At 32.8% G+C, this 23,640-nt stretch carries 20 protein-coding genes; 11 read left to right on the top strand and 9 right to left on the bottom strand.

Annotation, left to right across the window (positions count from 1 at the left end):
- Positions 1–45: 45 nt before the first annotated feature.
- Both C8P67_RS16935 and ccsA read right to left on the bottom strand, forming a co-directional pair.
- Positions 46–591 (bottom strand): glutathione peroxidase, encoded by a 546-nt coding sequence (locus C8P67_RS16935; RefSeq protein ID WP_115814368.1) that lies wholly within the window; start codon positions 589–591, stop codon positions 46–48.
- Between the two features lie 863 nt (positions 592–1,454).
- Complete coding sequence (gene ccsA / locus C8P67_RS16940; protein ID WP_115814369.1) at positions 1,455–4,676, bottom strand: cytochrome c biogenesis protein CcsA; 3,222 nt, start codon at positions 4,674–4,676, stop codon at positions 1,455–1,457.
- A 222-nt stretch (positions 4,677–4,898) separates the two neighbouring features.
- Between ccsA and C8P67_RS16945 the strand changes: the two genes are divergently transcribed.
- The 8 genes from C8P67_RS16945 to C8P67_RS16980 all read left to right on the top strand — a co-directional run bounded on the left by C8P67_RS16945 (position 4,899) and on the right by C8P67_RS16980 (position 12,179).
- Complete coding sequence (locus C8P67_RS16945; protein ID WP_115814370.1) at positions 4,899–5,660, top strand: Rossmann-like and DUF2520 domain-containing protein; 762 nt, start codon at positions 4,899–4,901, stop codon at positions 5,658–5,660.
- Positions 5,644–6,171 carry a KdsC family phosphatase gene (locus C8P67_RS16950; RefSeq protein ID WP_115814371.1) on the top strand — a complete coding sequence of 176 codons (528 nt, stop codon included), beginning with the start codon at positions 5,644–5,646 and terminating at the stop codon, positions 6,169–6,171. The genes C8P67_RS16945 and C8P67_RS16950 overlap by 17 nt, the downstream gene beginning before the upstream one ends.
- A gap of 148 nt (positions 6,172–6,319) precedes the next feature.
- Positions 6,320–7,246, top strand: coding sequence for a geranylgeranylglycerol-phosphate geranylgeranyltransferase (locus C8P67_RS16955; RefSeq protein ID WP_115814372.1), 927 nt, complete (start codon positions 6,320–6,322; stop codon positions 7,244–7,246).
- Positions 7,239–7,820: a Maf-like protein gene (locus tag C8P67_RS16960; RefSeq protein WP_115814373.1), complete on the top strand. Its 582-nt coding sequence runs from the start codon at positions 7,239–7,241 to the stop codon at positions 7,818–7,820. Before C8P67_RS16955 ends, C8P67_RS16960 begins: the two co-directional genes overlap by 8 nt.
- A gap of 6 nt (positions 7,821–7,826) precedes the next feature.
- Positions 7,827–8,360, top strand: coding sequence for a mechanosensitive ion channel domain-containing protein (locus C8P67_RS16965; RefSeq protein WP_115814374.1), 534 nt, complete (start codon positions 7,827–7,829; stop codon positions 8,358–8,360).
- A 43-nt stretch (positions 8,361–8,403) separates the two neighbouring features.
- Positions 8,404–8,949: a hypothetical protein gene (locus C8P67_RS16970; protein ID WP_115814375.1), complete on the top strand. Its 546-nt coding sequence runs from the start codon at positions 8,404–8,406 to the stop codon at positions 8,947–8,949.
- A gap of 226 nt (positions 8,950–9,175) precedes the next feature.
- Positions 9,176–10,273 carry an AI-2E family transporter gene (locus C8P67_RS16975; protein ID WP_115814376.1) on the top strand — a complete coding sequence of 366 codons (1,098 nt, stop codon included), beginning with the start codon at positions 9,176–9,178 and terminating at the stop codon, positions 10,271–10,273.
- 88 nt (positions 10,274–10,361) lie between these two features.
- Positions 10,362–12,179 carry a BamA/TamA family outer membrane protein gene (locus C8P67_RS16980; RefSeq protein ID WP_115814377.1) on the top strand — a complete coding sequence of 606 codons (1,818 nt, stop codon included), beginning with the start codon at positions 10,362–10,364 and terminating at the stop codon, positions 12,177–12,179.
- A gap of 41 nt (positions 12,180–12,220) precedes the next feature.
- Here C8P67_RS16980 and C8P67_RS16985 read toward each other — a convergent pair whose 3' ends face one another.
- Positions 12,221–13,174, bottom strand: coding sequence for an alpha/beta hydrolase (locus tag C8P67_RS16985; protein ID WP_115814378.1), 954 nt, complete (start codon positions 13,172–13,174; stop codon positions 12,221–12,223).
- A 283-nt stretch (positions 13,175–13,457) separates the two neighbouring features.
- On the opposite strand from C8P67_RS16985, the gene C8P67_RS16990 reads away from it, so the two are divergent.
- Together C8P67_RS16990 and C8P67_RS16995 are read left to right on the top strand one after the other, a co-directional pair.
- Entirely contained in the window at positions 13,458–15,989 is a 2,532-nt protein-coding gene (locus C8P67_RS16990; RefSeq protein WP_115814379.1) for a PIG-L family deacetylase, read from the top strand.
- 112 nt (positions 15,990–16,101) lie between these two features.
- The gene (locus C8P67_RS16995) at positions 16,102–17,835 is read left to right on the top strand and encodes a sodium:solute symporter family transporter (RefSeq protein WP_115814380.1); all 1,734 of its coding nucleotides are present in this window, start codon (positions 16,102–16,104) and stop codon (positions 17,833–17,835) included.
- A 171-nt stretch (positions 17,836–18,006) separates the two neighbouring features.
- Here C8P67_RS16995 and C8P67_RS17000 read toward each other — a convergent pair whose 3' ends face one another.
- Complete coding sequence (locus C8P67_RS17000; RefSeq protein ID WP_115814381.1) at positions 18,007–18,771, bottom strand: response regulator transcription factor; 765 nt, start codon at positions 18,769–18,771, stop codon at positions 18,007–18,009.
- A gap of 103 nt (positions 18,772–18,874) precedes the next feature.
- Here C8P67_RS17000 and C8P67_RS17005 point away from each other — a divergent pair, with 103 nt between their 5' ends.
- Complete coding sequence (locus tag C8P67_RS17005) at positions 18,875–19,627, top strand: DUF1349 domain-containing protein (RefSeq protein WP_115814382.1); 753 nt, start codon at positions 18,875–18,877, stop codon at positions 19,625–19,627.
- Between the two features lie 93 nt (positions 19,628–19,720).
- Here C8P67_RS17005 and C8P67_RS17010 read toward each other — a convergent pair whose 3' ends face one another.
- The 5 genes from C8P67_RS17010 to C8P67_RS17030 form a co-directional block, all read right to left on the bottom strand.
- Entirely contained in the window at positions 19,721–20,566 is an 846-nt protein-coding gene (locus tag C8P67_RS17010; protein ID WP_115814383.1) for a DUF2911 domain-containing protein, read from the bottom strand.
- A gap of 355 nt (positions 20,567–20,921) precedes the next feature.
- The gene (locus C8P67_RS17015; protein ID WP_115814384.1) at positions 20,922–21,575 is read right to left on the bottom strand and encodes an HAD family hydrolase; all 654 of its coding nucleotides are present in this window, start codon (positions 21,573–21,575) and stop codon (positions 20,922–20,924) included.
- 67 nt (positions 21,576–21,642) lie between these two features.
- The gene (locus C8P67_RS17020; RefSeq protein WP_115814385.1) at positions 21,643–22,359 is read right to left on the bottom strand and encodes a tRNA threonylcarbamoyladenosine dehydratase; all 717 of its coding nucleotides are present in this window, start codon (positions 22,357–22,359) and stop codon (positions 21,643–21,645) included.
- A gap of 18 nt (positions 22,360–22,377) precedes the next feature.
- Entirely contained in the window at positions 22,378–23,034 is a 657-nt protein-coding gene (locus C8P67_RS17025) for a TatD family hydrolase (protein WP_115814386.1), read from the bottom strand.
- Positions 23,034–23,636 (bottom strand): DUF1684 domain-containing protein, encoded by a 603-nt coding sequence (locus C8P67_RS17030; RefSeq protein ID WP_115814387.1) that lies wholly within the window; start codon positions 23,634–23,636, stop codon positions 23,034–23,036. The genes C8P67_RS17025 and C8P67_RS17030 overlap by 1 nt, the downstream gene beginning before the upstream one ends.
- Positions 23,637–23,640 lie beyond the last annotated feature (4 nt).

Raw genomic sequence — 23,640 nt, forward strand, 5'->3', positions numbered from 1 at the left:
TCAAATAATTGAACCTTTTTTATTTTAATCGATAAGAACAACAAATTAAGCCTTAATCCAATTCACCACTTCTGGGTCTGTTGGTAATGTTTTTGGCGAAATTACTTTTACTAATTCTCCTTTTTCATTGATAAGGTACTTTTGAAAATTCCATTTTACTTCAGAATCTTCCAATCCATTTTTAGATTTTTGAGTCAAAAACTGATAAACGGCACACATATCGTCCCCTTTTACTGAAACCTTATCCATCATAGGAAAGGTAACTCCATAGTTTAACTGACAAAAACTAGCAATTTCTTCATTGGTCCCCGGCTCCTGTGAAGCAAAATTATTGGCTGGAAAACCAACAATCACAAAACCTTTGGAAGCATATTCTTTATATAAAGCTTCCAGATCTTTATACTGAGGTGTCAATCCGCATTTTGAAGCAGTATTGACGATCATTACCTTTTTCCCTTTTAAAGTGGCGAAATCAAAAGTTTTGCCATTAAGATCTTCTACTTTAAATTGATAAATATTTTGTTTCACTTGTGCCTGAATTTGAATATTAAAAAGGAACATTACACAGAAAGCAGCTATTATTTTTTTCATGGTTTTTATTTTGATATAAAATTAAACAAATATATCTATTATTAGCCACTATTTTAAAATTGAGTTAGGAACAGAAATTGTCGGGCATAAAAAAAAGAGGTTTAAAAGAAAAACCTCTTTTAATCGATAATTTTTATAAGATTCCCCCATGTAATTTGTTTCCCTAAACCTAACCTACTAAATCTATAAAAAATTACAAATCTATAAAAATTATCTTTTTTTGAATAGATGACCAAATATACAATTTAAAATAACTGCTTAATTTAAAAAGCATATTTTATCGATAAAATACATATTATTTATTTAAATATAATCTTAATCCTAATAAAAAATAGTCTATCAACACAAAAAACAATATAATTTGTAAGTAAAATTAGCTATTTACAAATCAAACAAATCGCATAAGTATCTAAAAACAAGAAAGATATAACACAAAAAAGGTTATAAGGATACTGTTTTTAATACCACATTTACACGATGCTAATTAAATTTGCTCATTTGATTCATTTCGATGTTCCAAATTCTGAATAATTTTGTTCTAAGATTTACAAAAAAAAGATGCTCCAAAGTGGAGCATCTTAACAAACAAAATGGATAATTTTATAAGTATTCAACCTTAATCTAACTAACTGTAAAAAACCATGAAAATAACCTACTAACTTTTAAAGATATGTTACTCATAATATTATCTGTAATCAGACATTTCAATTATCGTGCCATTAATCTATAAAAACTAATATTATATCGCTTAAAAACATTAAATTAAATAAATAGTAAGCTTTAACCTTCTTTTTAATATTGTCTTCAAATAAAAAAGACCAATCATAGATTGGCCTTTTTAAAATTTAAATTAATTTTTATAATTATTTATTCTTACTGTAAAACTTTTTATATTTTGGATAAGTTGCAGCTCCTATGACAGAAATTGTCCCCAGCGAATACCATATCCAGCTCAAAGAATGTGCTTCGCCGCTAGCATAAGAATGCAGTCCTACTAAATGAAAATTAACTCCATAATAGGTGAATAGAATTGATATAAAGGCAAACATACTCATTAAATTGAAAATCCACTTTCCTCTTAATGAAGGGACAAATCTGGCATGAATTACAAAAGCATATACCATAATACTAATTAAGGCCCAGGTTTCTTTAGGATCCCATCCCCAATAGCGTCCCCAGCTTTCATTTGCCCATTGTCCGCCAAGAAAGTTTCCAATAGTCAGCATTATCAAGCCGATTGTTAATGCCATTTCATTAATATAGGTGATTTCTTTAATATTCAATGCCATTTTAGCTTTGTTATTTTCATTGGTAAAAAAGATCAAAAGAAGCGATACAAAACCTAGAATCATTCCTAAAGCAAATGGTCCATAACTAGCCACAATAACAGCCACGTGAATCATTAACCAATAGGAATTAAGAACTGGCTGCAGATTAGCTATTTCCGGATCAATCCAGTTGGCATAAGCCGCCGCAAGTATCATCGCTGTAACAAATGCTGCCGAAGCAACGGTTAATTTTGATTTTATATCAAATGCTAAACCAAAAAACATTGTTGCCCAAGCCACATACACAATCGCCTCATAAGCATTACTCCATGGCGCATGTCCCGAAATATACCAGCGTGCTATTAATGTTATAGTATGAAGCAGAAAAAATACTGCAATAATAATGTGCATTGAGTTAACTAAAATACGTATTAGCTTTGAATCTTTAAAAATTTGAATAATCGTAAATGCTAACATCAAAATTGCTGCAAATAGATAAGCAAAAGGCAGTTTCTGAAGAAGATCATATTTATTGTATGCAATTTCTAAGTCTATTTTTTCCTCGCTCGGTCTTACTTTGCTTCCAAATTTCTTTTGAAAACCGTTAATACTTTCCAGCAGTTCATTTGCAGTTTTATAATTCTTTGATTCGATTGCGTGACTCAGCGTTCCAAAATAAAGAGGCAGAATACTTTTGGTATATGTAGAATCCATTCCTTTTAAACCGGCATGTTCCAGTTCGAGATAGGATATCCATTTATTTCCTGGATCATTTGGCACAGGGAAAATTCGTAAAATGCTTCCGCTCAAAGCCGATTCCATCAAATTTACTTTCTTATCAGTTTCAACAAAATCCTTTTCAAACTGATTTGGATTTCCTGCTTTGTAGGCAGCATCTAAATAAGGTGATAATTTATAATTTCCTTTTTCATCAAAGAAAGCGATAAAAGGAGCAAATTGATCTTTGGAATCAATTCCGATAATTTTACGAATACTATCATTTCCTGACTTAATATAAATAAGCGGAATTTCGATCCACAATTGCGCGCTTTGTGTCATTGATAAAAATACTTGATCGGAGTTCATCCCTTTATAAGTATTGGAATGACTTACTTTTCGAAGCAATTCTGATGAGAAAGTATTAATAGGCTTCATTCTTCCGCCAGCGTCCTGAATAATCAGTCTTCCAAATTTTGCAGCATGTTCCGGTGTAACAGTAAATGACGTCAATACAGAGTCTAATTGTTTCTGCGTAGGTTTTACCCGCACATGAACTGTGCTTTCAGAATGTGCCTCCCCTGCCTTTTCAGCTGTATGGTTGTGATCGTGGTCGTGTTCATGATCATGATTGTGTTCTTGAGCAAATCCTGAAATGCTTAAAAACAGAACTAAAATCGTGATAAGATTTGCTTTTTTCTTTTTCACAGCTTCTAATTTTCTTTTCAAATCGGCAAAACGGGAATTTTTGACAAACATAATAGCCATCATACTAAAAAACAATAAAAAATAACCAATATAAGTAATCGTCGTTCCACAATAATCATGGTTGACAGATAATACAGTTCCTTTTTCGTCTGGATCAAATGAAGATTGAAAAAAACGATAACCTTCATGATCTAAAACGTGATTCATATAAATTCTGGCATCAAATGGTTTAACCGAATCCTGAACAGTCACCTGGCTTTCAAATGATGAATAACTTTTCTCTGTACCTGGATATTTACTGGCAATAAAATCATTTAGTTTTATTTTGAATGGCAGCACATATGCCTTGCTTCCATAGAAAAAAGAATATTCAGTTTTCCCAATTTTAACGGTTTTAGAATCTCCAACTTTACCTTTAGAACCTAATAATGTTACCAACTCTTCTTTACCATCGGCAATCAGTTTTACAACTAAAGCATCATCATGATTTTTTTCTTTAAAATCATTTTTGGTTTCATAGTCAATTATCCCTGTCACAGCTGGATCCGGAAAAACAAAACGGATATCTCCAATACTGTACAATGAGCGCATCATCAGTGGCTGTACAATATCTTTAGTAACTTTTCCCTGTAATTTATCAGCCATTCGCATAAAATTCCCTTCAAAAGGCATTTGAATTTTATACTCACCATCAGTAGTTATAATATTTATAGCACCCTCAGTTTGTTTATTTAATGCAAAAAGAACATTGTGTATATTTTGAACCTCACCCGATTTTAAGAAATGTTCCTCTCTGCCTCCATCACCTGCTTCAACTAACTTCAAATACAAAGTCCCTTTTGGATCAGGTTTTACATATTCTTTGGCACCCATAATAAAATTTTGGTAACGTACCTCAAAATTATTCCCCGAGAAATCACCTTTCATTGTAAAATCATTATTGGTAACAGGTGAAAGCAAAACCGCTTTTTCAAAAACCCTGCGTTTCATTTCTCCTTGGTGCTCTCCATCAACAAAAAGTGTTAGGAACATTTTATCTGAATAAAATTGATTTTCGGCCGCATTTTCGCGGATTGGCATCATACCTTCAAAACTGATGTAACGGGTAATAAAAGCACCGGCAATTATGAATATAAAAGCCAAATGAAGCAGTAAAGTCGCCCACTTTTCTTTTCTTAATAAATTATAACGCTTGATGTTTCCAAGGAAATTGATCATAAAGAACCCCATAATAGCTTCAAACCACCAAGTATTGTAAACTAAGATTCTAGCAGTATCGGTATTGTATTTGCTTTCGATAAAAGTTCCGGTTCCCATTGCAATTGCAAAGGTTAAGAACAATATGGCCATTAATCGAGTTGAGAATAGTACAGAGAATAATTTTTTATCCATTTGGGAATAAATTTCGTTTGTATAAAGTGTCGCAAAAATACTTAAAAATGTCCATTTGTTTGAAGACTCAATTGTTAATTTAAACCAAAAATACGGTATTTATTTATACACAAATTCACAGACTGCAGCATTGTAATTTTTTAAAAATTTGCGAATTAGCGGTTGTTCCAAAGTAGCTAAATTAGGGATTCAACTCTTCATTTTTTTTGTTAATTTTGCCAAATGATTAAAATTACAATTATCGGTTCTGGAAATGTGGCGCAGCACCTGATTGAGGCTTTCGCAAAAAGCGATGCGGTTGAAATCATTCAGGTATTTTCGAGAAACCCAAAACAAGTTATTCCTAATCTCGATTCGAGCAAAATTACCAATGATTGGAACGCTTTGGCAGAAGCCGATTTGTACATAATATCAGTTTCAGACGATGCCATTACAGATGTTTCTTCGCAATTGCCTTTTGAAAACCGTCTGGTTGTTCATACATCCGGCAGTGCACCGCTCGCAGCACTAAACAGTAAAAATAGAAAAGGTGTGTTTTATCCTTTACAGACTTTTACAAAAGGAAAACCAATTGATTTTAAAACAGTTCCGTTTTGCTTGGAAACGGAGTCTGAAAACGACTATACTGTGCTGGAAAAAGCAGCAGTTTCTATATCTGACAATGTGAAATCCATTGACTCTCATCAGCGGAAAGCATTGCATGTAGCAGCAGTCTTTGTTAATAATTTCACTAATTATCTGTACCAATTAGGAAACGATATCTGTCAGGAAAACCATGTCTCTTTTGATATTTTAAAACCTTTGATTCTTGAAACTGCCGAAAAATTATTGACACTTTCGCCTAAAGATGCCCAGACTGGCCCTGCAAAACGCAACGACATTTCGACAATTGCGGCACATGAATCTTTTTTATCCAATGAAAATCAATCAGCAATTTATAAAATACTAACACAATCAATACAAAATCATGGCAAAAAGCTATAAAGAAATAATGAATGATATTACTACGTTTATTTTTGACGTAGATGGCGTACTTACTGACGGTTCTGTCTTTGTTACTAATGATGGAGAAATGCTGAGAACAATGAATATCCGTGATGGCTATGCTTTGAAAGCAGCTGTTGAAAGCGGTTATAACGTATGTATCATTTCGGGCGGAAGCAACGAAGGGGTTCGAGTACGGTTAAGAAATCTTGGGATTACTGATATTCATTTAGGAACTCCGGACAAAGTAAAAACATTCAAAGAATACACTGATGCTAACAATATCAATTCAGAACAGGTTTTGTATATGGGAGACGATATTCCAGATTACCACGTTATGAAATTAGTTGGCTTACCAACTTGCCCGCAAGATTCAGCTCCCGAAATTAAATCAATTTCAAAATATATTTCACACATTAAAGGCGGTAAAGGCGCTGTTCGTGATGTTATTGAACAGGTAATGAAAGTACAAGGCAAATGGTCTACTCATTTTGATGGAAAACTTGATTAATTATTAATGATTAATGATTAATGATTGATGGTTAATTATTGATTGTCAATGGTTAATTAATTTAATTCATCATTTATAATTCATCATTTATAATTCATCATTTATAATTTACAATTAATCATTTACAATTAATCATTTACAATTAAAAATGAAATACCTCAAATTAATACGTTACCAAAACCTGCTGATGCTGGCTTTAATGCAGCTGCTATTTAGATATGGTTTTTTAAATTTTCAAAGTATTCCTTTGGCACTTAATGATTGGCAGTATCTTTTGTTAGTATTAGCAACGGTCATGATAGCGGCTGGCGGCTATGTAATTAATAATATTATGGATCAGGCGACTGACAATGATAACAAGCCTAATCAGGTTGTAGTTGGTAAAAGCATATCTGAAGTCACAGCCTACAATGTATATTTTTTTGTGACTGTTCTAGGAGTGAGCACTGGTTTTTATTTATCGAATGTCATTGCAAAGCCAGGATTTGCAGCAATCTTTATTGTTATTTCTGCAACATTATATCTTTATGCCACAAGCTTAAAACAGATGCTGCTTGTTGGAAATTTTGTTGTCGCTCTTTTACTTGCTTTCAGTGTCATAATCATTGGAGTTTTTGATCTTTTGCCTGTTATCAATCCAGAAAATAAAATCGTTATGGCCGACTTATTTTCTATACTTCTGGATTATGCCATCTTTGCTTTTGTAATTAATTTTATTAGAGAAATTGTAAAAGATCTGGAAGATGTTAACGGAGATTACAATCAGGGAATGAATACTTTACCTATTGCTTTGGGTATACAGCGTACTTCAAAAGTGGTTTTAGGTTTAAGTATAATTCCCTTGGTGATGGTTATATTTTATATTAAAACCTACATTTTTGCGAACGATCTTTATTTCGCCACATTATATGCTCTGATATTTATAGTTGCTCCATTAATCTATTTTGCAGTAAAAATGGCCGATGCAAAAAAAAGCCAGGACTTTCATCATTTAAGTACTGTTTTAAAACTCATTATTTTATCTGGATTATTCTCGATTGCAATTGTCACTTATAATATTCTTCATCATGCTTAAAGAAAAACTAAAAAACTATAAACTTATACTTGCTTCGGGGTCACCAAGAAGACAGCAGATTTTTAAAGATTTAGACTTGGATTTTGAAATCCGATTAAAAGAAATCGAAGAAATCTTCCCTCCCGAATTAAAAGCTGAAGAAATTACAAACTATCTAGCAGTACTGAAAGCCAATGCTTTTGAAGGAGAACTACAGCATAATGACATATTAATTACAAGCGACACTATTGTTTGGCACAAAAATTGCGCTTTAGGTAAACCAAAGGATCATCAAGATGCTTTTGAAATCTTAAAATCATTATCGGATACGACTCATGAAGTAATAACTTCGGTTTGTTTTAAGACAAAAACATCTTTTAATTTAATACATGAAACAACAAAAGTTACATTTAATGCGTTAAGTGACGAATCGATCCTTTATTATTTAGAAAATTATAAACCTTATGATAAAGCGGGAGCCTATGGAATACAGGAATGGATTGGTTTTATCGGCGTTGCAAAAGTTGAAGGATCATATGCCAATGTAATGGGAATGCCGACAGATAAAGTATATAATTATTTAAGCAATTTATAAAAAGAAATGGATTTTTTTAATCATTACATCAAAGAGGAAATCAGTACAGGCATACTGATACTGGTGGTCTTTTTGTCTCGTGCGTTTGTTTCCAAAATAATAAGAAGATACGCTAAGACAAGCGAAATTATTGAAAGAAGAACCAACTTAGTTATAAAATATATTAACGTTCTTATTACCATTTTGTTCTTTATTACCCTTATCTTAATTTGGGGGGTTCAGGCCAAAGATATTTTTATCACAATATCATCAATAGCAACGGTAATTGGGGTAGCAATGTTTGCACAATGGTCTATCCTAAGTAATATTACATCAGGTATTATTTTGTTTTTCTCATTTCCCTTTAAAATTGGAGATGCAATATTAATTCACGATAAAGATTACTTAGTAGAAGGCGAAATTGAAGATATTGGTGCCTTTCATGTAACACTGCGATCCAAGGAAGGAGAAATAGTCATCTATCCTAATAATCTGTTTTTTCAAAAAGGAATTTCAATTATTAAGAAACCATTACATACAAACAGCGAGTTTGTTGATTAACTCCTAATTATTTTTATTAAACCCAACTCTAAATTTAAATACTATGAAAACAATGAAATTAATAATTATCGGACTCTTTTTATCAGTGAGTTCGGCACAGGCACAAGTGTCTGTAAATGTAAACATCGGGACACCTCCTCCTGTTGTAGTTGCATCACCAAGAGTGGTAGTTGCCTCTCCTCCTGAATGGGGACCTGTAGGATATGATAATATGGAATACTATTATCTTCCTGACATTCAAATGTACTATGACATAAGATTAGCGCAGTACATTTATTTTGGCGGCGGAAAATGGATTCGTTCTCAAAGATTGCCATCCCATTACAGAAATTACAATTTATATAATGGTTATAAAGTTGTTTTAACTGATTATCATGGTAATGCTCCTTACGTATATTTCAATTCTCACAAAGTTAAATACTACAAAGGATACAAAGGAAAACCTCAAAAAAACAGAAGAGATTACTATTCACACAATGACTATCACAGAAATCATGATAACGGCAATCACGATCATGACGATCACCATGACCATCATGATAATGGAAATCACGGCGGTAAAGAACATGGAAAAGGAAAACACAAATAAAAACCCTTTATAAAAAACAAAAGAGCATCAAATGAGGTGCTCTTTTTGTTTTTAATTTCATCAAAGAATAAACGGAGATACCACCGATAATTTTACCAAAAGGTTTTACTTTTTTGAATGGAAATTTTGTAAATTAATAAAAAAAAACTGCAGCATAATTTATTTAAGAAATGATCAATTTTGATGATGAATTTTTAATCTCTTCTTTACATTTTTAAACATATCTATGGATGCGCTAAAACTGCCTTTCTCTGCTAGACTGACCTGTATACTTTTAAGTCTAATATGTTTTGCATTTATTTTTTACATTGGAAAAGACATCATTACTCCAATTTTGATGGCTTTCCTCTTTGCTATTTTACTGCTTCCTGTTTTCTCGTTTTTAAATGTCAGATTAAAATTTCCCCGACATCTTGCATCAATAATCTGTGTTCTTCTTTTTGTATCAGTTATTATAAGTGTTCTCGTTTTCATTTCTTATCAAGTTACAGACATGGCAAATGATTTTGAGACTATTAAAAAAAATGTAAATTCATTTATAGTTGATATTCATAAATTTATAAAAGACAGTTTTAATATAAGTATTTGGGAACAAAAAAAGTATATAAAAGATGCTGCTAAAGATACTGTAAGCAACGGAACCAGTTCAATTGGGTCTGCAATAATATCCATCAGTGATCTTCTCTTAGACAGCACGATCATTCCGATTTATACATTTTTATTCTTATTGTATAAAGATCATTTCATTCTTTTTCTTTCAAAATTAACAGCTCAGGAAAATCATCTGATTTTAAAAGATATTTTGTCACAAATAAAAATTTCAATAAATAAATATATTGTAAGCTTACTTTTTGAAATGATTATCGTTTCGGTTTTAACGAGTTTAGGACTTTGGATAATTGGTGTAAAATATTTTATTCTATTGGGACTTATAACGGGTATTTTAAATCTAATTCCTTACATCGGTATTTTAATAGCAGGAGTGATTACACTATTAGCATCACTAACTGGCACAGCAGAAACATCTTTAGTTCTGGGAATTTTAATTGTAAACATTGTAGTCCAGCTAATAGACAATAATATTCTTGTTCCTTTAATCATTAATTCTAAAGTAGAGATTAATGCCTTTGTGTCCATTATAGGAATTATTGTTGGCGGGACCGCAGCAGGAATTTCAGGAATGTTCTTAGCCATACCGTTTTTAGCAATTTTAAAAATTATTTTTGACAGAATAGAATCTTTAGAACCTTGGGGCTATCTGATGGGAAATCATATGCCCAAAAGATTCATGTGGAAAACTCGAAAAACTAAATTAGAAAATTAAATCATGTAGATTGCGACAGTATTTTTTAATAAATAAATTAAATCTCACTAAGAAATTTATCCTTTAATTCGAGCAAAAAACTACCTGAATGTCTTTAACAAAAAAAACAATCGTTTTAATCTTTTTGTGCTTTTGCATTCAAAGCAATTACGCTCAGACGGCTCAGAAAAAAAAGGATAGCACGGAAGAAGTATACGCCAAAATCCGGAACTATTCAAAAAAAAATAATTTTACAAAAACACTTCATAAACTTTTCTTTAAATCCAGAAAACCAAAGAAAAAAGCAGATTTGTTAGTACAAAATGACACAATAAACTACGATGGAAAAATCATCAGAAAAATAAATATTGTAACTTTGGATCCTTTCGGACACTCAGTTGCAGATACCACTGCAATACCAAAATTTTGGGGAGAAAGAGCCGGAAACAGACTGCATTTAAAAACAAAAAAAATTGCAATTTATAATTTATTGCTCATTGCAAAAAATACTCCTTATAATGATTTTAAAACTCAGGAATCGGAACGTATCATTCGTTCTCAAAAATATATCAGCGCCGTAAGAATATCAAAGGAATTAGCTGGCAAAAACGCTGACTCTGTAGATGTCACCATTCGTGTTTTAGATTCCTGGAGTACGATTCCTCGCTTTTCCATATCAGCTGATAAGGTTTCTGTCGGCGTAAAAGAAAAAGATTTCTTTGGGACCGGCCAGCAGCTTGATTACCGTTTTACAAATCGTTTTGATGATGGCCAGAATGGTAACGAAGTGACCTATTCTGTTCCAAATATTAAAAACTCTTTCATAAGCACGGTATTACATTATAAAATGGATGTAGATGAAAATTATTCTAAAAGTATCGATGTTGAACGCGCTTTTTATTCTCCGTTAACAAAATGGGCAGGCGGTATATTTGTCGGACAAGAATTTAGAAGAGATACTTTACAGGCACCCGATTTATCCTATAGCTCCCAAAATTTTAAATATAATTCTCAAGATTTTTGGGGAGGAAAATCAGTTAAAATATTTAAAGACGAAAAAAGTGAAATAACAAATCTGATTGTTACAGGCCGTTTTTTAAATGTCGACTATATAGAAAGCCCCACTGATGTGTATGATCCAAACCAATTTTATTCTGATGAAAAACTCTTTTTAAGCGGCGTTGGAATCAATAAGCGTAAATTTATAAAAGATAGTTATATTTTTAGAAACGGAATGACTGAAGATGTTCCAATTGGTAAAATTTATGGATTAACATGCGGTTATCAGTACAAAAATACTGCTTGGAGACCTTATTTAGGCGGTCAGTTTTCTTTTGGAAATTATTACAGGCTGGGTTTCTTAAGCATGAATTTTGAAGCAGGAACTTTTTTTCAGAAATCTAAAACGTATCAATCGTCATTTCTATTTGAAGCCAATTATTTTACAAAACTGCATAGTATCGGGAATTGGAAACTGCGTCAATTTGTTAACCCAAAAGTAGTTATAGGCATTAATCACGAAGATATTATTGGTGATAAACTTACTATAAACGAAGAATATGGTTTAGCAGGTTTTAACGCTGCGGTATACGGAACAAATAAAATGATTTTATCACTGCAGACACAGACGTATGCTCCAAACGCCGTTTGGGGATTTCGCCTAAATCCTTTTTTTAATTATTCAATTGCTGTATTGGGAGACGCAAATAATTCTATGACTAGAAATAAAGCGTATTCCAAATTAACTATCGGACTGCTAATCAGCAATGATTACTTGGTATTTAGCTCTTTCCAGTTATCATTTTCTTATTATCCAAATATTCCTTTGCAGGGAAACAATGTCATTAAAACAAATACTTTTGAAACTTCAGATTATGGCCTGCAAAGTTTTGAATTGGCTAAGCCTAGAATCGTTGAATACAACTAGTTCTTCAAAGTTTATTTTTGATTTCACTTAAATAAAAACTCTTATAAACTTTTCTCCAGCCACTCAAAAATAGTTTTAAATACTAAATTCCTGATGGGGAGTTTTGACAAAACCAAATCATGCATAGCTGACTTAAAACCAACTACTTCTTTAGAGGGCGAGTCAATTAATTTGGACTTTTCTATAATATCTTTCACATTCAAAATAGCATCACCTTCAAACATTTCCTCACTCCATTTTGAAGGATAAACGGAACGCTCGGAATGAAGTATTAAAATTGGTTTATTTATAGAAATCCCTCTTGAAATTAGCAAATGGCCTTCATGTATAGCATTTATCCATCCTGCATTTATAGAGGGAGCTGTGTGTGGTTTCCATTGTAAATTATAATCCCACTCACCATAATCACTTGTGTGAAGGCTTTTGCCGTAAAACTTTGAAAAACCAATTGGCAATGCCAAATTAGGATTTTGTCTTCCTAAAAAGGAAAGAATAGGAATTACGGTTTTCTTTTGAATCCAAGGTACATTAAAGTCATAAAAAGGACTATTGCAGATTAATGCATCAAAAAGCGGAAACTGTTTTCGAACGGCCGCGTATAATGTTATAATGAGACCGCCGGTAGAATGTCCAAAAAGAACTACTTGTGTATTACCTTCATCTCTAATCACATGCAGCGCTTGGTCAATATCTTCATAATATTCTGACAAATGCTTTGCGTTATTTGGCTTTTGATTTCGTAAAATAGACCGTCCATATTTTCTTAAATCCAAAGCATAAAAATTATAGCCTTTCTTCAAGAATTCTTCGGCAGCCGTTTCTTGAAAAAAATAATCATTAAAACCATGAATATATAAAATACACTTAGCTGACTTTATTTTGGTGGATTTTCTAATCAGTGTAATTACAACATTCCCTTCATAATCATCTTGCTGTGTAATTACTGCTTGTTTAAAACCATTTTTTAAAACATCCTCTTTGTAATATACTTTCATTGCAGCCAGTTTAAATTGTAGAAAAGGGGGAAATTGATTCTAAAAATTCAAGTAACCATGTTCTCAAATTTAGCATTCTATTTTAATTAATTAACATAAAAAAGCACAATTTTTTATTGATTTTCTAAATATAAAAACGAATACGATTACAGCTAGGCTGGCGAAATTTTAAAATATTAACATAACTTTCAGAATTACACACAAATATTCCCATTATTTAATTAGTATTTTTGGACTTGAACTAATCTATCCGTTTACTTAGAAAATTTATAAAACCTGTTATATGCGAAAGCTTTTTTTTAAATCATTTTTGCTCTTTTTCCTTTCTGTACAAATAACAAATGCCCAAAAACCGCAAAAACCAAGTTCAGCAGCAATATATAATCAGATTCAAAAACTTAATTTTCTAGGCTCAGTACTCTATATCGCCGCTCATCCCGATGATGAAAATACTCGCTTAATTTCCTATATGGCCAATAATGTTCATGCCAGAACTGGTTATCTATCCTTAACAAGAGGCGATGGCGGCCAAAATTTAATTGGACCGCAATTGAGAGAGCTATTAGGTGTCATCCGAACACAGGAACTTCTTGAAGCCAGAAAAATTGATGGCGGAGAACAGTTTTTTTCCAGAGCCAATGATTTTGGCTATTCTAAAAATCCAGATGAAACGCTGCAGATTTGGGATAAAGAAAAAGTATTGGCCGACTTAGTTTGGGTAATTAGAAAATTTCAGCCAGATGTAATCATTAATAGGTTTGATCATAGATCGCCAGGCACCACGCACGGTCATCATACATCATCTGCTATGCTGAGCATGGAAGGATTTGATTTAGCTAATAATCCTAAAGCGTATCCAGAGCAGTTACAATTAGAACATCCATGGCAGCCAAAAAGAGTTTTTTTTAATACCTCTTGGTGGTTTTATGGCAGTAAAGAAAAATTTGATGCAGCAAATAAAACCAATTTATTATCTATTCAGACAGGCGTTTATTACCCTGTTTTAGGAAATTCAAATCAAGAAATAGCTGCATTAAGCCGCAGCAGTCATAAGTCTCAGGGATTTGGAAGTACAGGATCCCGTGGTGAAGACACTGAATATCTGGAATATCTAAAAGGTGAGCCTTTACAAAATAAAGCCTCCATTTTTGAAGGAATTGATACCAGCTGGAATCGAGTAAAAGGCGGAAAACCTATTGGTGAATTGATCAGCACTATTGCCGCTCAATATGATTTTAAGAATCCATCTGCCAGCATTGCTGATTTAGTTAAAGCGTATGGAATGATTCAAGCATTAAATGAAACTCATTGGAAAGCAATAAAATCCGAAGAAATAAAAAAAATAATTGCTGACTGTTCCGGTCTATTTTTAGAAGCGGTTTCTAACACTCAGGAAACAACTCCTGGAAGTGTTGTAAAACTTAATCTAGAAGCTATAAACCGAAGCCCAGTAGACATGCAATTATTAAGCGTCACTGCTCTGCCAGAACAAAAAACTACGGTTTTGAATATTAATTTAAAAAATAATATTCTCCAAAACAATGCTCTGGATCTGCAATTACCGCAATCTATCAATTATACGCAGCCGTATTGGCTAAAAGAAAAAGGAACTGTCGGTCTTTACACCGTTGAAGATCAAAAAAACATTGGGATTCCAGATATTATTAGAGAAGTAAAAGTAATTTTTAATGTAAAAATTAATAATGTCGAAATCCCTTTTGAGCGTACTGTAGTTTACAAATACAATGATGGCGTAAAAGGAGAAATGTATAATTTCTTAGATATTGTTCCCGAAATAACTAGTACTATTCAAGATAAAGTATTGCTTTTTCCAAATACACAGCCAAAATATGTGGGCATAACTTTAAAATCTGGAAAAGATGCTGTCAAAGGAAATTTAAAGCTGGATTTACCAAAAGACTGGAAAATATCACCTGAAACAATTCCTTTTCAGCTTGACAAAAAAGGAATGGAGCAAACGTTTTATTTTGAAGTTACGCCGCCTGCACAAGTGAGTGAAGCTGTTGCTAAAAGCATCGCTGTAATCGACAATGTTTCTTATGACAAAGAACAGATTATCATTAATTATGATCACATTACAAAACAACAAGTTCTAAAAACCGCCGAAGTAAAATGCATTCGAACTGATTTGAAAACCAATCATGAAAAAATTGCCTATATTATGGGAGCTGGTGATGAAGTACCTCAGAGTTTAACACAAATGGGATACCATGTAACAATCATTAAACCAGAAGAAATAACTCCTGAAAAATTAGAATCATTTGATGTTGTTATGACAGGAATACGCGCCTACAACACTGTAAAATCATTGGCCTACAAACAGGATATTTTATTTGATTTTGTAAAAAACGGCAAAACAATGATCGTACAATACAATACCAATGGCGAATTAGTTACCTCAAAAATAGCTCCATATCCGCTAAAACTTTCTAATGACCGTGTAACCGAAGAAAATGCCGAAGTACGTTTTCTAGCGCCCAATCATCCCGTTTTGAATTACCCTAATACGATTACCCAAAATGATTTCAAAGGCTGGAAACAAGAGCAGGGATTATATTATCCAAAAGAATTTGACAAAGCCTTTACTCCTATTCTATCATCAAATGATAAAGGAGAAAGTCCAAAAGATGGTGCTTTGCTGATTGCTCCTTATGGAAAAGGGAATTATATTTACACAGGATTAAGCTTTTTTAGAGAATTGCCGGAAGGTGTTCCCGGCGCTTATAAATTATTATCCAATTTAATTTCAATCAAATCATCGGTAAGTATTCCTAACCAAAAAATAAAACAATAATATGGACTTGAAGAATCCTAAAATTTGGTCAAAAAGCTACACATTAGTTCTGATTGCCAATGCCTTGTTTATCATTATTTTCTATTTAATTATGAAATTATACTCTTAAGCTATGCAATTATTTGACTGGATTGTACTGATAATAACACTATTATTTATCGTAATTTATGGTGCTTGGAAAACACGGGGCAGCAAGAATGTTGAAGATTATATTCTGGGCAGCAATGAAACTCCGTGGTTTACTGTCGGGCTTTCGGTGATGGCAACTCAGGCGAGTGCTATTACTTTCCTTTCAACACCAGGACAAGCCTATCATGACGGAATGGGATTTGTACAGTTTTACTTTGGATTACCTATTGCCATGGTTGTAATCTGCGTCACTTTTATTCCAATTTATCATAAATACAAAGTATATACTGCTTACGAATATTTAGAAAAAAGATTTGACCTCAAAACGCGTTCATTAGCTGCTATTTTATTTTTGGTTCAGAGAGGACTTGGAACCGGAATTACTATTTATGCGCCTTCTATCATTTTATCAGCATTACTTGGCTGGGATCTTACGTATATGAATATCATTATTGGTATTTTGGTTATTATTTATACTTTTTCGGGAGGAACCAAAGCGGTAAACGTTACTCAAAAACAGCAGATGTTTGTGATTTTGTCCGGAATGGTGATTACATTCTTTCTTATTCTAGATTATCTGCCAAATGATATGACTTTTGACAACGCACTGCATATTGCTGGTGCTAATCAAAAAATGAATATTGTAAATTTTTCCTTTGATCTTGATGAAAAATATACTTTTTGGAGCGGTATTACCGGCGGTTTTTTTCTGGCACTGGCCTATTTTGGCACAGATCAATCACAAGTAGGGCGCTATCTCTCAGGAAAATCTGTTCGCGAAAGCCAAATGGGGTTAATTATGAACGGGCTTTTGAAAGTGCCTATGCAGTTTTTGATATTGCTTACCGGCGTAATGGTTTTTGTGTTTTTTCAATTCAACGGAACTCCTTTAAATTTCAATCCAAACAATAAGGTTACTGTTGAAAACTCAAAATACAGACAAGAATACCAAAAACTGCAAAAGGATTTAGATAAACTATCCGAAGATGAAAAAGTAGTCAATTTACTATATATCGACCAGCTAAATCAAGATTTTGACAATCCTACCCTTCGAAAAGAATTAGTGGATTTGGCTTTAAAAGAAAAAGAGCTAAGAGCACAAGCCCGTGAAATTATTTCTAAAGCAGATAATAAAGCAGAAACAAACGATAAGGATTATGTTTTTTTCTATTTTATTCTGCATTATTTACCAAAAGGACTTATAGGTTTGTTACTGGCGGTAATAATCTCGGCCGCTATGTCATCGACAGCTTCTGGTCTTAATGCATTAGCTTCTACAACTGCTATTGATATTTATAAACGTAATATTAAAGTAGAAAAAAGTGAAAAACATTACCTAAATGTATCTAAGTTATTCACGCTTATGTGGGGAATTATAGCCATAGGATTTGCCTGTATTGCAACCCTTTTTGAGAACTTAATTCAGCTCGTAAACATTATTGGTTCTATTTTTTATGGCACAGTTTTAGGAATTTTTCTTGTTGGTTTTTACATTAAAAAAATAGGCGGAAAATCCATCTTTTACAGTGCTGTAATCAGTCAGACAGCGATTTTTGTGATATACTATTTTACTAACTTAATATACCCAAGCGGGTCAGAAAAACTTGGATATTTGTGGCTTAATTTTATTGGAGCATTACTCACTATCGTCTTGTCATATCTGTTTCAAACGACAATATTTAAGGATGAAGAACAAAATGAATTACAAGTAAACTAATGAAAACTGACGGTTCTTTTGCTAACAATAAACTTTGCATGTACCTATATCAAATGAAAATCGAAAATTAGTGCGTTTTGAATTATATGATAGTGAAATTCTACCATTTACCTTCTTTAAAACTAGAAAAATTTAAATGACACTTATAAAGACTTTCTTGTTTTTATAAATCTATATACTTATTAATCCCATGACAAAGGCTGTTCTTAAAGCTTCTGTCGTGTTAGCAACCTGCATTTTTTGAATTATATTCTGTCTGTGACGGCGAACTGTGTAAACAGAAATATTCAAAATAGCAGCAATTTGATCACTATTGCTTCCCTTTGCAACAAATTTCAAAATTTCCAATTCCCTTTTTGAAAGAAGTGTTTGTACATAAGGTTTATATTTTTCTGCTGTTATGGTTTCTCCTGTCTGAATGTTTACAATTTTACCATCGATACCGGTTCTAAATTCTAGATTAGCTGATGGAGCATACAAACACAGGGCAACTAAAATACTTCCATTAGGCGATTTTTTGAGGTACATGGTTCGATGATTAATATAATTTTCTCCATTTAACGTTCGCAGACGGCTAAAAGTACTGTAATTACGATATTCCTCTTCGGGCAGATTTTTAAGGTATTGAAAAAAATGAAGTTCCAAAGCATGCCGTTCAGTCACATCATCCGAATGCAGTTTATTGAATATACAGTCTTCAAAAGCTGAATCGATAAACAAATCCTCTGACGGAAGTCCAAAAAATTTACCAAAATTGCCAGCATAAATATAACTGCAGTCAGCCTGAAAATCTGAAAGTACGGCTACACACTGCTCAATAGAAACATAGGAAGCAGCCAGCTTTTTATAATCTTCTATATCCTGCGTTTCTCCATCTAAAAATGTCTGCTTTAACAATGTGGAAGTTAATTGATCTTCTATAGAAATATTGGTCATAACGGTTTTAAAAAAATGGTTAATTTTAGCTATTGCCGTTATTGGAAACGGAAAGTAAATTTGAAAACTAAAATATACTATTTATTCTTTAAACAAAAAATTTATGAAATCTAAATTCCTAATCTATTGCTGTATTTTCGAAATTATTTTACTGTCTGGCTGCAACAATAGCAGCAAAGAAAACAATACTGCAGAAAGCATTACTTCTAAAACAAAAGATTCTGCGATTGTCCGCGGAATTCCATGTGATATCAAACTAGACCGTATTCATTTTACCAAAGCAATTAATGGTGCAGATACACTGGCAAAACCAGATACAAAAGGAAATATCCTTTTTCATGTGGGAGAGAAAAAGGACTATTTCTCAGATCCAAATAATAAACTGTCAAATAATACCGCTCCAATCCTTTTGTCTAAACTCGATAACACAAAACCATTTACACTAATAGCAAAAGTAAGTCCAGAGTTTACCGAAAGCGGGTTGTACAATGCTGGAGTATTATATTTGTACGCCAATGACAGTTTTTATCAAAAATTTTGTTTCGAACAGGATGAAAGAGGTAATCACAGAATTGTGACTGTGCGTACAATAGGAACTTCTGATGATAACAATCACGATGTCGTGCAGGGAAAAACAGTTTACATGAAAATTTCATCAGATACAAAAACGGTTGCAAGCTACTATTCCCTTGATAATAAAAACTGGCAGATGGTTCGTTTATACAAAAACAATTATCCTTCAGAAATCTGGACAGGAATCAGTGCCCAATGCCCTGTGGATAAAGGAACCACAAGTTATTTTGAAGACATTAGCCTCGAGCAGAAAAGTGTAACAGACTTTCGTTTAGGAATCTAAAACGGTAGTATTCAGAATAATAACTTGGTGTAATAAAAAATCCCGTATCGTTTTAGCAGACGATACGGGATTTTTTATAAAAGAAATATAGAATTATTTTTTACTCCAATCAGAGATACTTTCTCTGTTCATTTTTACATAATCCTGATTTTTAGCAGCTTCAGCAGCAGCAAGAGAAAGAGTTGCTGTTTCAATTGCTCCTTTTTTATCACCTGCTCTTGCCTGAATCAATGATTTTTGACGAGTGTACCAATATGGTTTTTCAGTACTCAATTCCATAGCTTTGTCCATATAATTCAATGCTTTTGCATTATCACCATTAGACTGATAAATGTATTGTGCAGCAGAAAAATAATCAGCAGATGTTGGTCCAGCTAATACTTTTTCAATATTTGCCAAAACCTCTTTTTGAGTAGGAACTATAAATTTCATAGAAACTGATGAGTTTTCCCAAGCCATATCTAAAGTCGCTGAGTCTAATGTAAGATTACCAATACCGATAGTAAAGGATTCAACTGGTTTAGACAATGCTTCTTCTTTTACAGTTGTTCTCAAAACAACATTCGCTTCATTCCAAACTTCAGGATTTCCCCAATTGTTTATAGTCGAATAAAAAATTACCTCCCAGCTTTCAATTTTAGGAACCGTATACAAGGCGTATTTTCCTTTTGGCAGCGTTTTCCCGTCTATCACAACATCTTCGCTAAAAGAGATTATAGTATTTTCATTAGCTCCTGTTCTCCAAATTTTTCCAAAAGGAACCAAGTTGCCAAAAACAGCTCTTCCTCTAGCTGCAGGTCTGCAATATACTATTTCTACATCAGTCAGTCCTACAGTTTGGAACACTGTAGATTTAGGACTTGCCTGAGGTGTTTTTAACTGAGCTTCAGCAATTAAAGGTGCTACTATAAAAGCAAAAGCAATAAGAATCTTTTTCATATGTGTTTTTTTTTGTTTGCATCCAAATTTACAAATTTAGACAGCTTTAAACGTTAATTATTTCTTAACTGAAAATTAGTTTTTATCGTATAAATTATGCCTGCAAAAACTGCAAAATCAGAAATAATATAAACTTTTATAAAAATTATATAACGACAAAAAAAGCTTTCAAATTTAAATTTGTAATGTAACTAAACCGATAAGTATTTCTTTAGAACAATAGTCATATTAAAAATTACTATTATGAAAAATCGCAAAATATTACTCCAAAAAATAAAATATCTTACTTATAAAAGTATGTATTACTGTTTCGAAATCCGATATCTTCTTAATTTATAAATTTTGAGAAGAACAATTAATATTGTGATACTATTTCAAAATTCAGCTCGTCGAAATGATTAATTACAACATCAGCCAATGTCAAATCCTGATCTTTGGAATGAAAGCTGTTATAGCCTACACAAAAAATAGATGCTGCTTTTGCTGCTTTTACTCCATTGGTACTATCTTCAATCACAATGCAGTTTTCCTTAGGCGCGACAGATAAAGAAGCTGCATGCAGGAAAATAGCCGGATGCGGTTTTGACTGTGGAAAATCTTCACCGCTTACAATATGTGTAAAGTACTGATGCAGATTAAAACGTGTAAAAACCCTGTTTATTGTCACTTTTGAAGCTGAGGAAGCTACAATCAGCTGCATTCCATTTTGATGAAAATCTTTAATTAAATTTTCTACACCATCCAGCAAAGCCAAGTCTTCCTTGTTGTCGAAGGCATCATTGAAAATAGATCTTTTTCTCAAAATCAAATCTTCAACGTCCTGCTCTAACTGAAAATGATCTTTTATTTTTTGAAAGGTGTTACGGGTTGATAGTCCTGTAAATGAAGTGTACATCTCCTCTGGAATTTCAATATTAAGTTCACCAAATTGTTTATAATATGAATAGCGATGTACGAGTTCGGTATCTACAATTACACCATCCATATCAAAAATTACTGTTTGTATCATAAAAAAATATTTAATCGTTTAAGGGGTTATTTGTTTAACCGTTTAAACGATTAAACAGTTAAACCATTTATTCTTTTTTAAGCAAAAATCGGATCACAGTTTCGGCAGCATACAATCCGAATAGTCCCGGCATATAACTATTTGTGCCATAAAATGACTTTTTGAAATTTGAACCATCGGTCATGCGCAGACTGCATTCGTCTTGAATTTCAAAAGAAAAAACCACTTTTACCTTATTGATTTTCTCTTTTTTCAATCGTTTCCTGATAGTTTTAGCTAAATGGCAGTTAACTGTTTTGCTAATATCAGTAACTTTTACTTTGGAAGCATCCATTTTACCGCCAGCTCCCATACTGCTTACGATTCGGACTTTTTTTCTTTTGGCAGAAATGATTAAATTCAATTTTGGAGTAACGCTGTCAATACAATCCAAAACATAATCATATTCATTGGTAACAATTTCATAAGCCCGATCCGGCGATAGAAATTCTTTCACTCGTATCAAATTCAGTTCTGGATTTATATCCATTAAACGATCGCCTACTACAGTCACTTTTGGCTGTCCCACAGTAGAATGTAAAGCTGGCAACTGCCTGTTTATATTGGTAATATCAACAACATCTCCATCTACAATTGTCATTGTTCCTACTCCTGCTCTAGCCAGAAATTCGGCCGCAAAGGAACCAACTCCTCCAAGACCTACAACCATTACGTGTGCATTCTGCAATTTTTGCAATCCTTCTTTTTTAAATAATAATTCGGCTCTTTCTGTCCACTCTGCCATTTTTTTTTGTTTAAAAGTTTAAGGTTTAAAGTTCTTAAAAACCTGTTCAAAATTATTTTTTATAATATGCTGTAAATCTTCCTCTGCTATATTTTTATATCGGGCTGCCAAAGCGTATACTGCCTCTATTCTTTCCTCAGTTGCATCAGTTTCGAGAAAAATCCGATCGCTGGGAACACTTAGAAAAGCAGTTTCCAGTTTAGGATTCTGCAGCAAATATTTCCCAAATGAAATGTAAAATCCATTATCTATTAGCCCTTTTGCAACTTGTCTGTTTTTTGAAAAACCATGAATCAGCATCGGTACTGTTATTTTCAATCTTTTTTTTACATCAATTACTTCCTGAAAAGCGGCTACACAATGAATTATAACTGGTTTGTTATACTTTTGGGCCAATATCAATTGTTCTTCAAAGACTTTTTGCTGTAGTTCAAATGGCATTTCAATTCGTTTGTCCAGACCACATTCGCCAAGAGCGAGACAATTTTTTTTCTGCATTTTAGTTTCAATAATCTGCAGATCAGATTCAAGTCTTTGTTCGTTAATATACCAAGGATGAATTCCAATAGAATAAAATGGAATTGAAGCATCAAATTCCTGCGGATATTGATTTACCACCTCTAAAACTGTTTCCTGATTAGAAACTTTATGAGTATGTAAATTGAAAAACTTCATTAATCATGAAACTTCTTTACACCAGCTTTGATTTCGATTTCCAAATCATTTTCCAAAGGCACTTTTGGACACGAATATTTATGGTTATAAGCACAATATGGATTGTACGACAAATTAAAATCAATAACAATCGTGTTACCGGCCGGAATCTTTAAATCGATGTATTTGCCTCCAATGTAACTTTCTTTACCCGAAGTCAGATCTGAGAATGGTAAAAACAAATAATCCTTGAACTCTTCCTTTTTAGAAAGTTCAATATTTCTATACACATTCAGTTTAAACTCTTTCCCTTCCAGCTGAAAATGAACTTCTCCGTACTTTACATACATTGGTTTTCTAGCTGTGGAAGTTGGCATCCCAAATGGTTTTTCTTTTTCTGTCCTTATAAACTGAGCTTTAACGAACGCTTTTTCATTTATTGGATAAAAATCTAATGACTTGAATTTTGCCAAATCTTCTTCTGTAAGCGGGCTGGTCTTTGCGTCAGCATATTCTGCGTTAAGCTCTTTTTGAAATTTTTCGACAATAGTCTTATCAAATTTTTCTTGAGCAAAGGTAAAATTGAACGCTGTTATTAAAATCAAAGTTATTATAACTCTCATAATT

This window comes from Flavobacterium aquicola (genome assembly GCF_003385115.1).
Classification (GTDB): domain Bacteria; phylum Bacteroidota; class Bacteroidia; order Flavobacteriales; family Flavobacteriaceae; genus Flavobacterium; species Flavobacterium aquicola.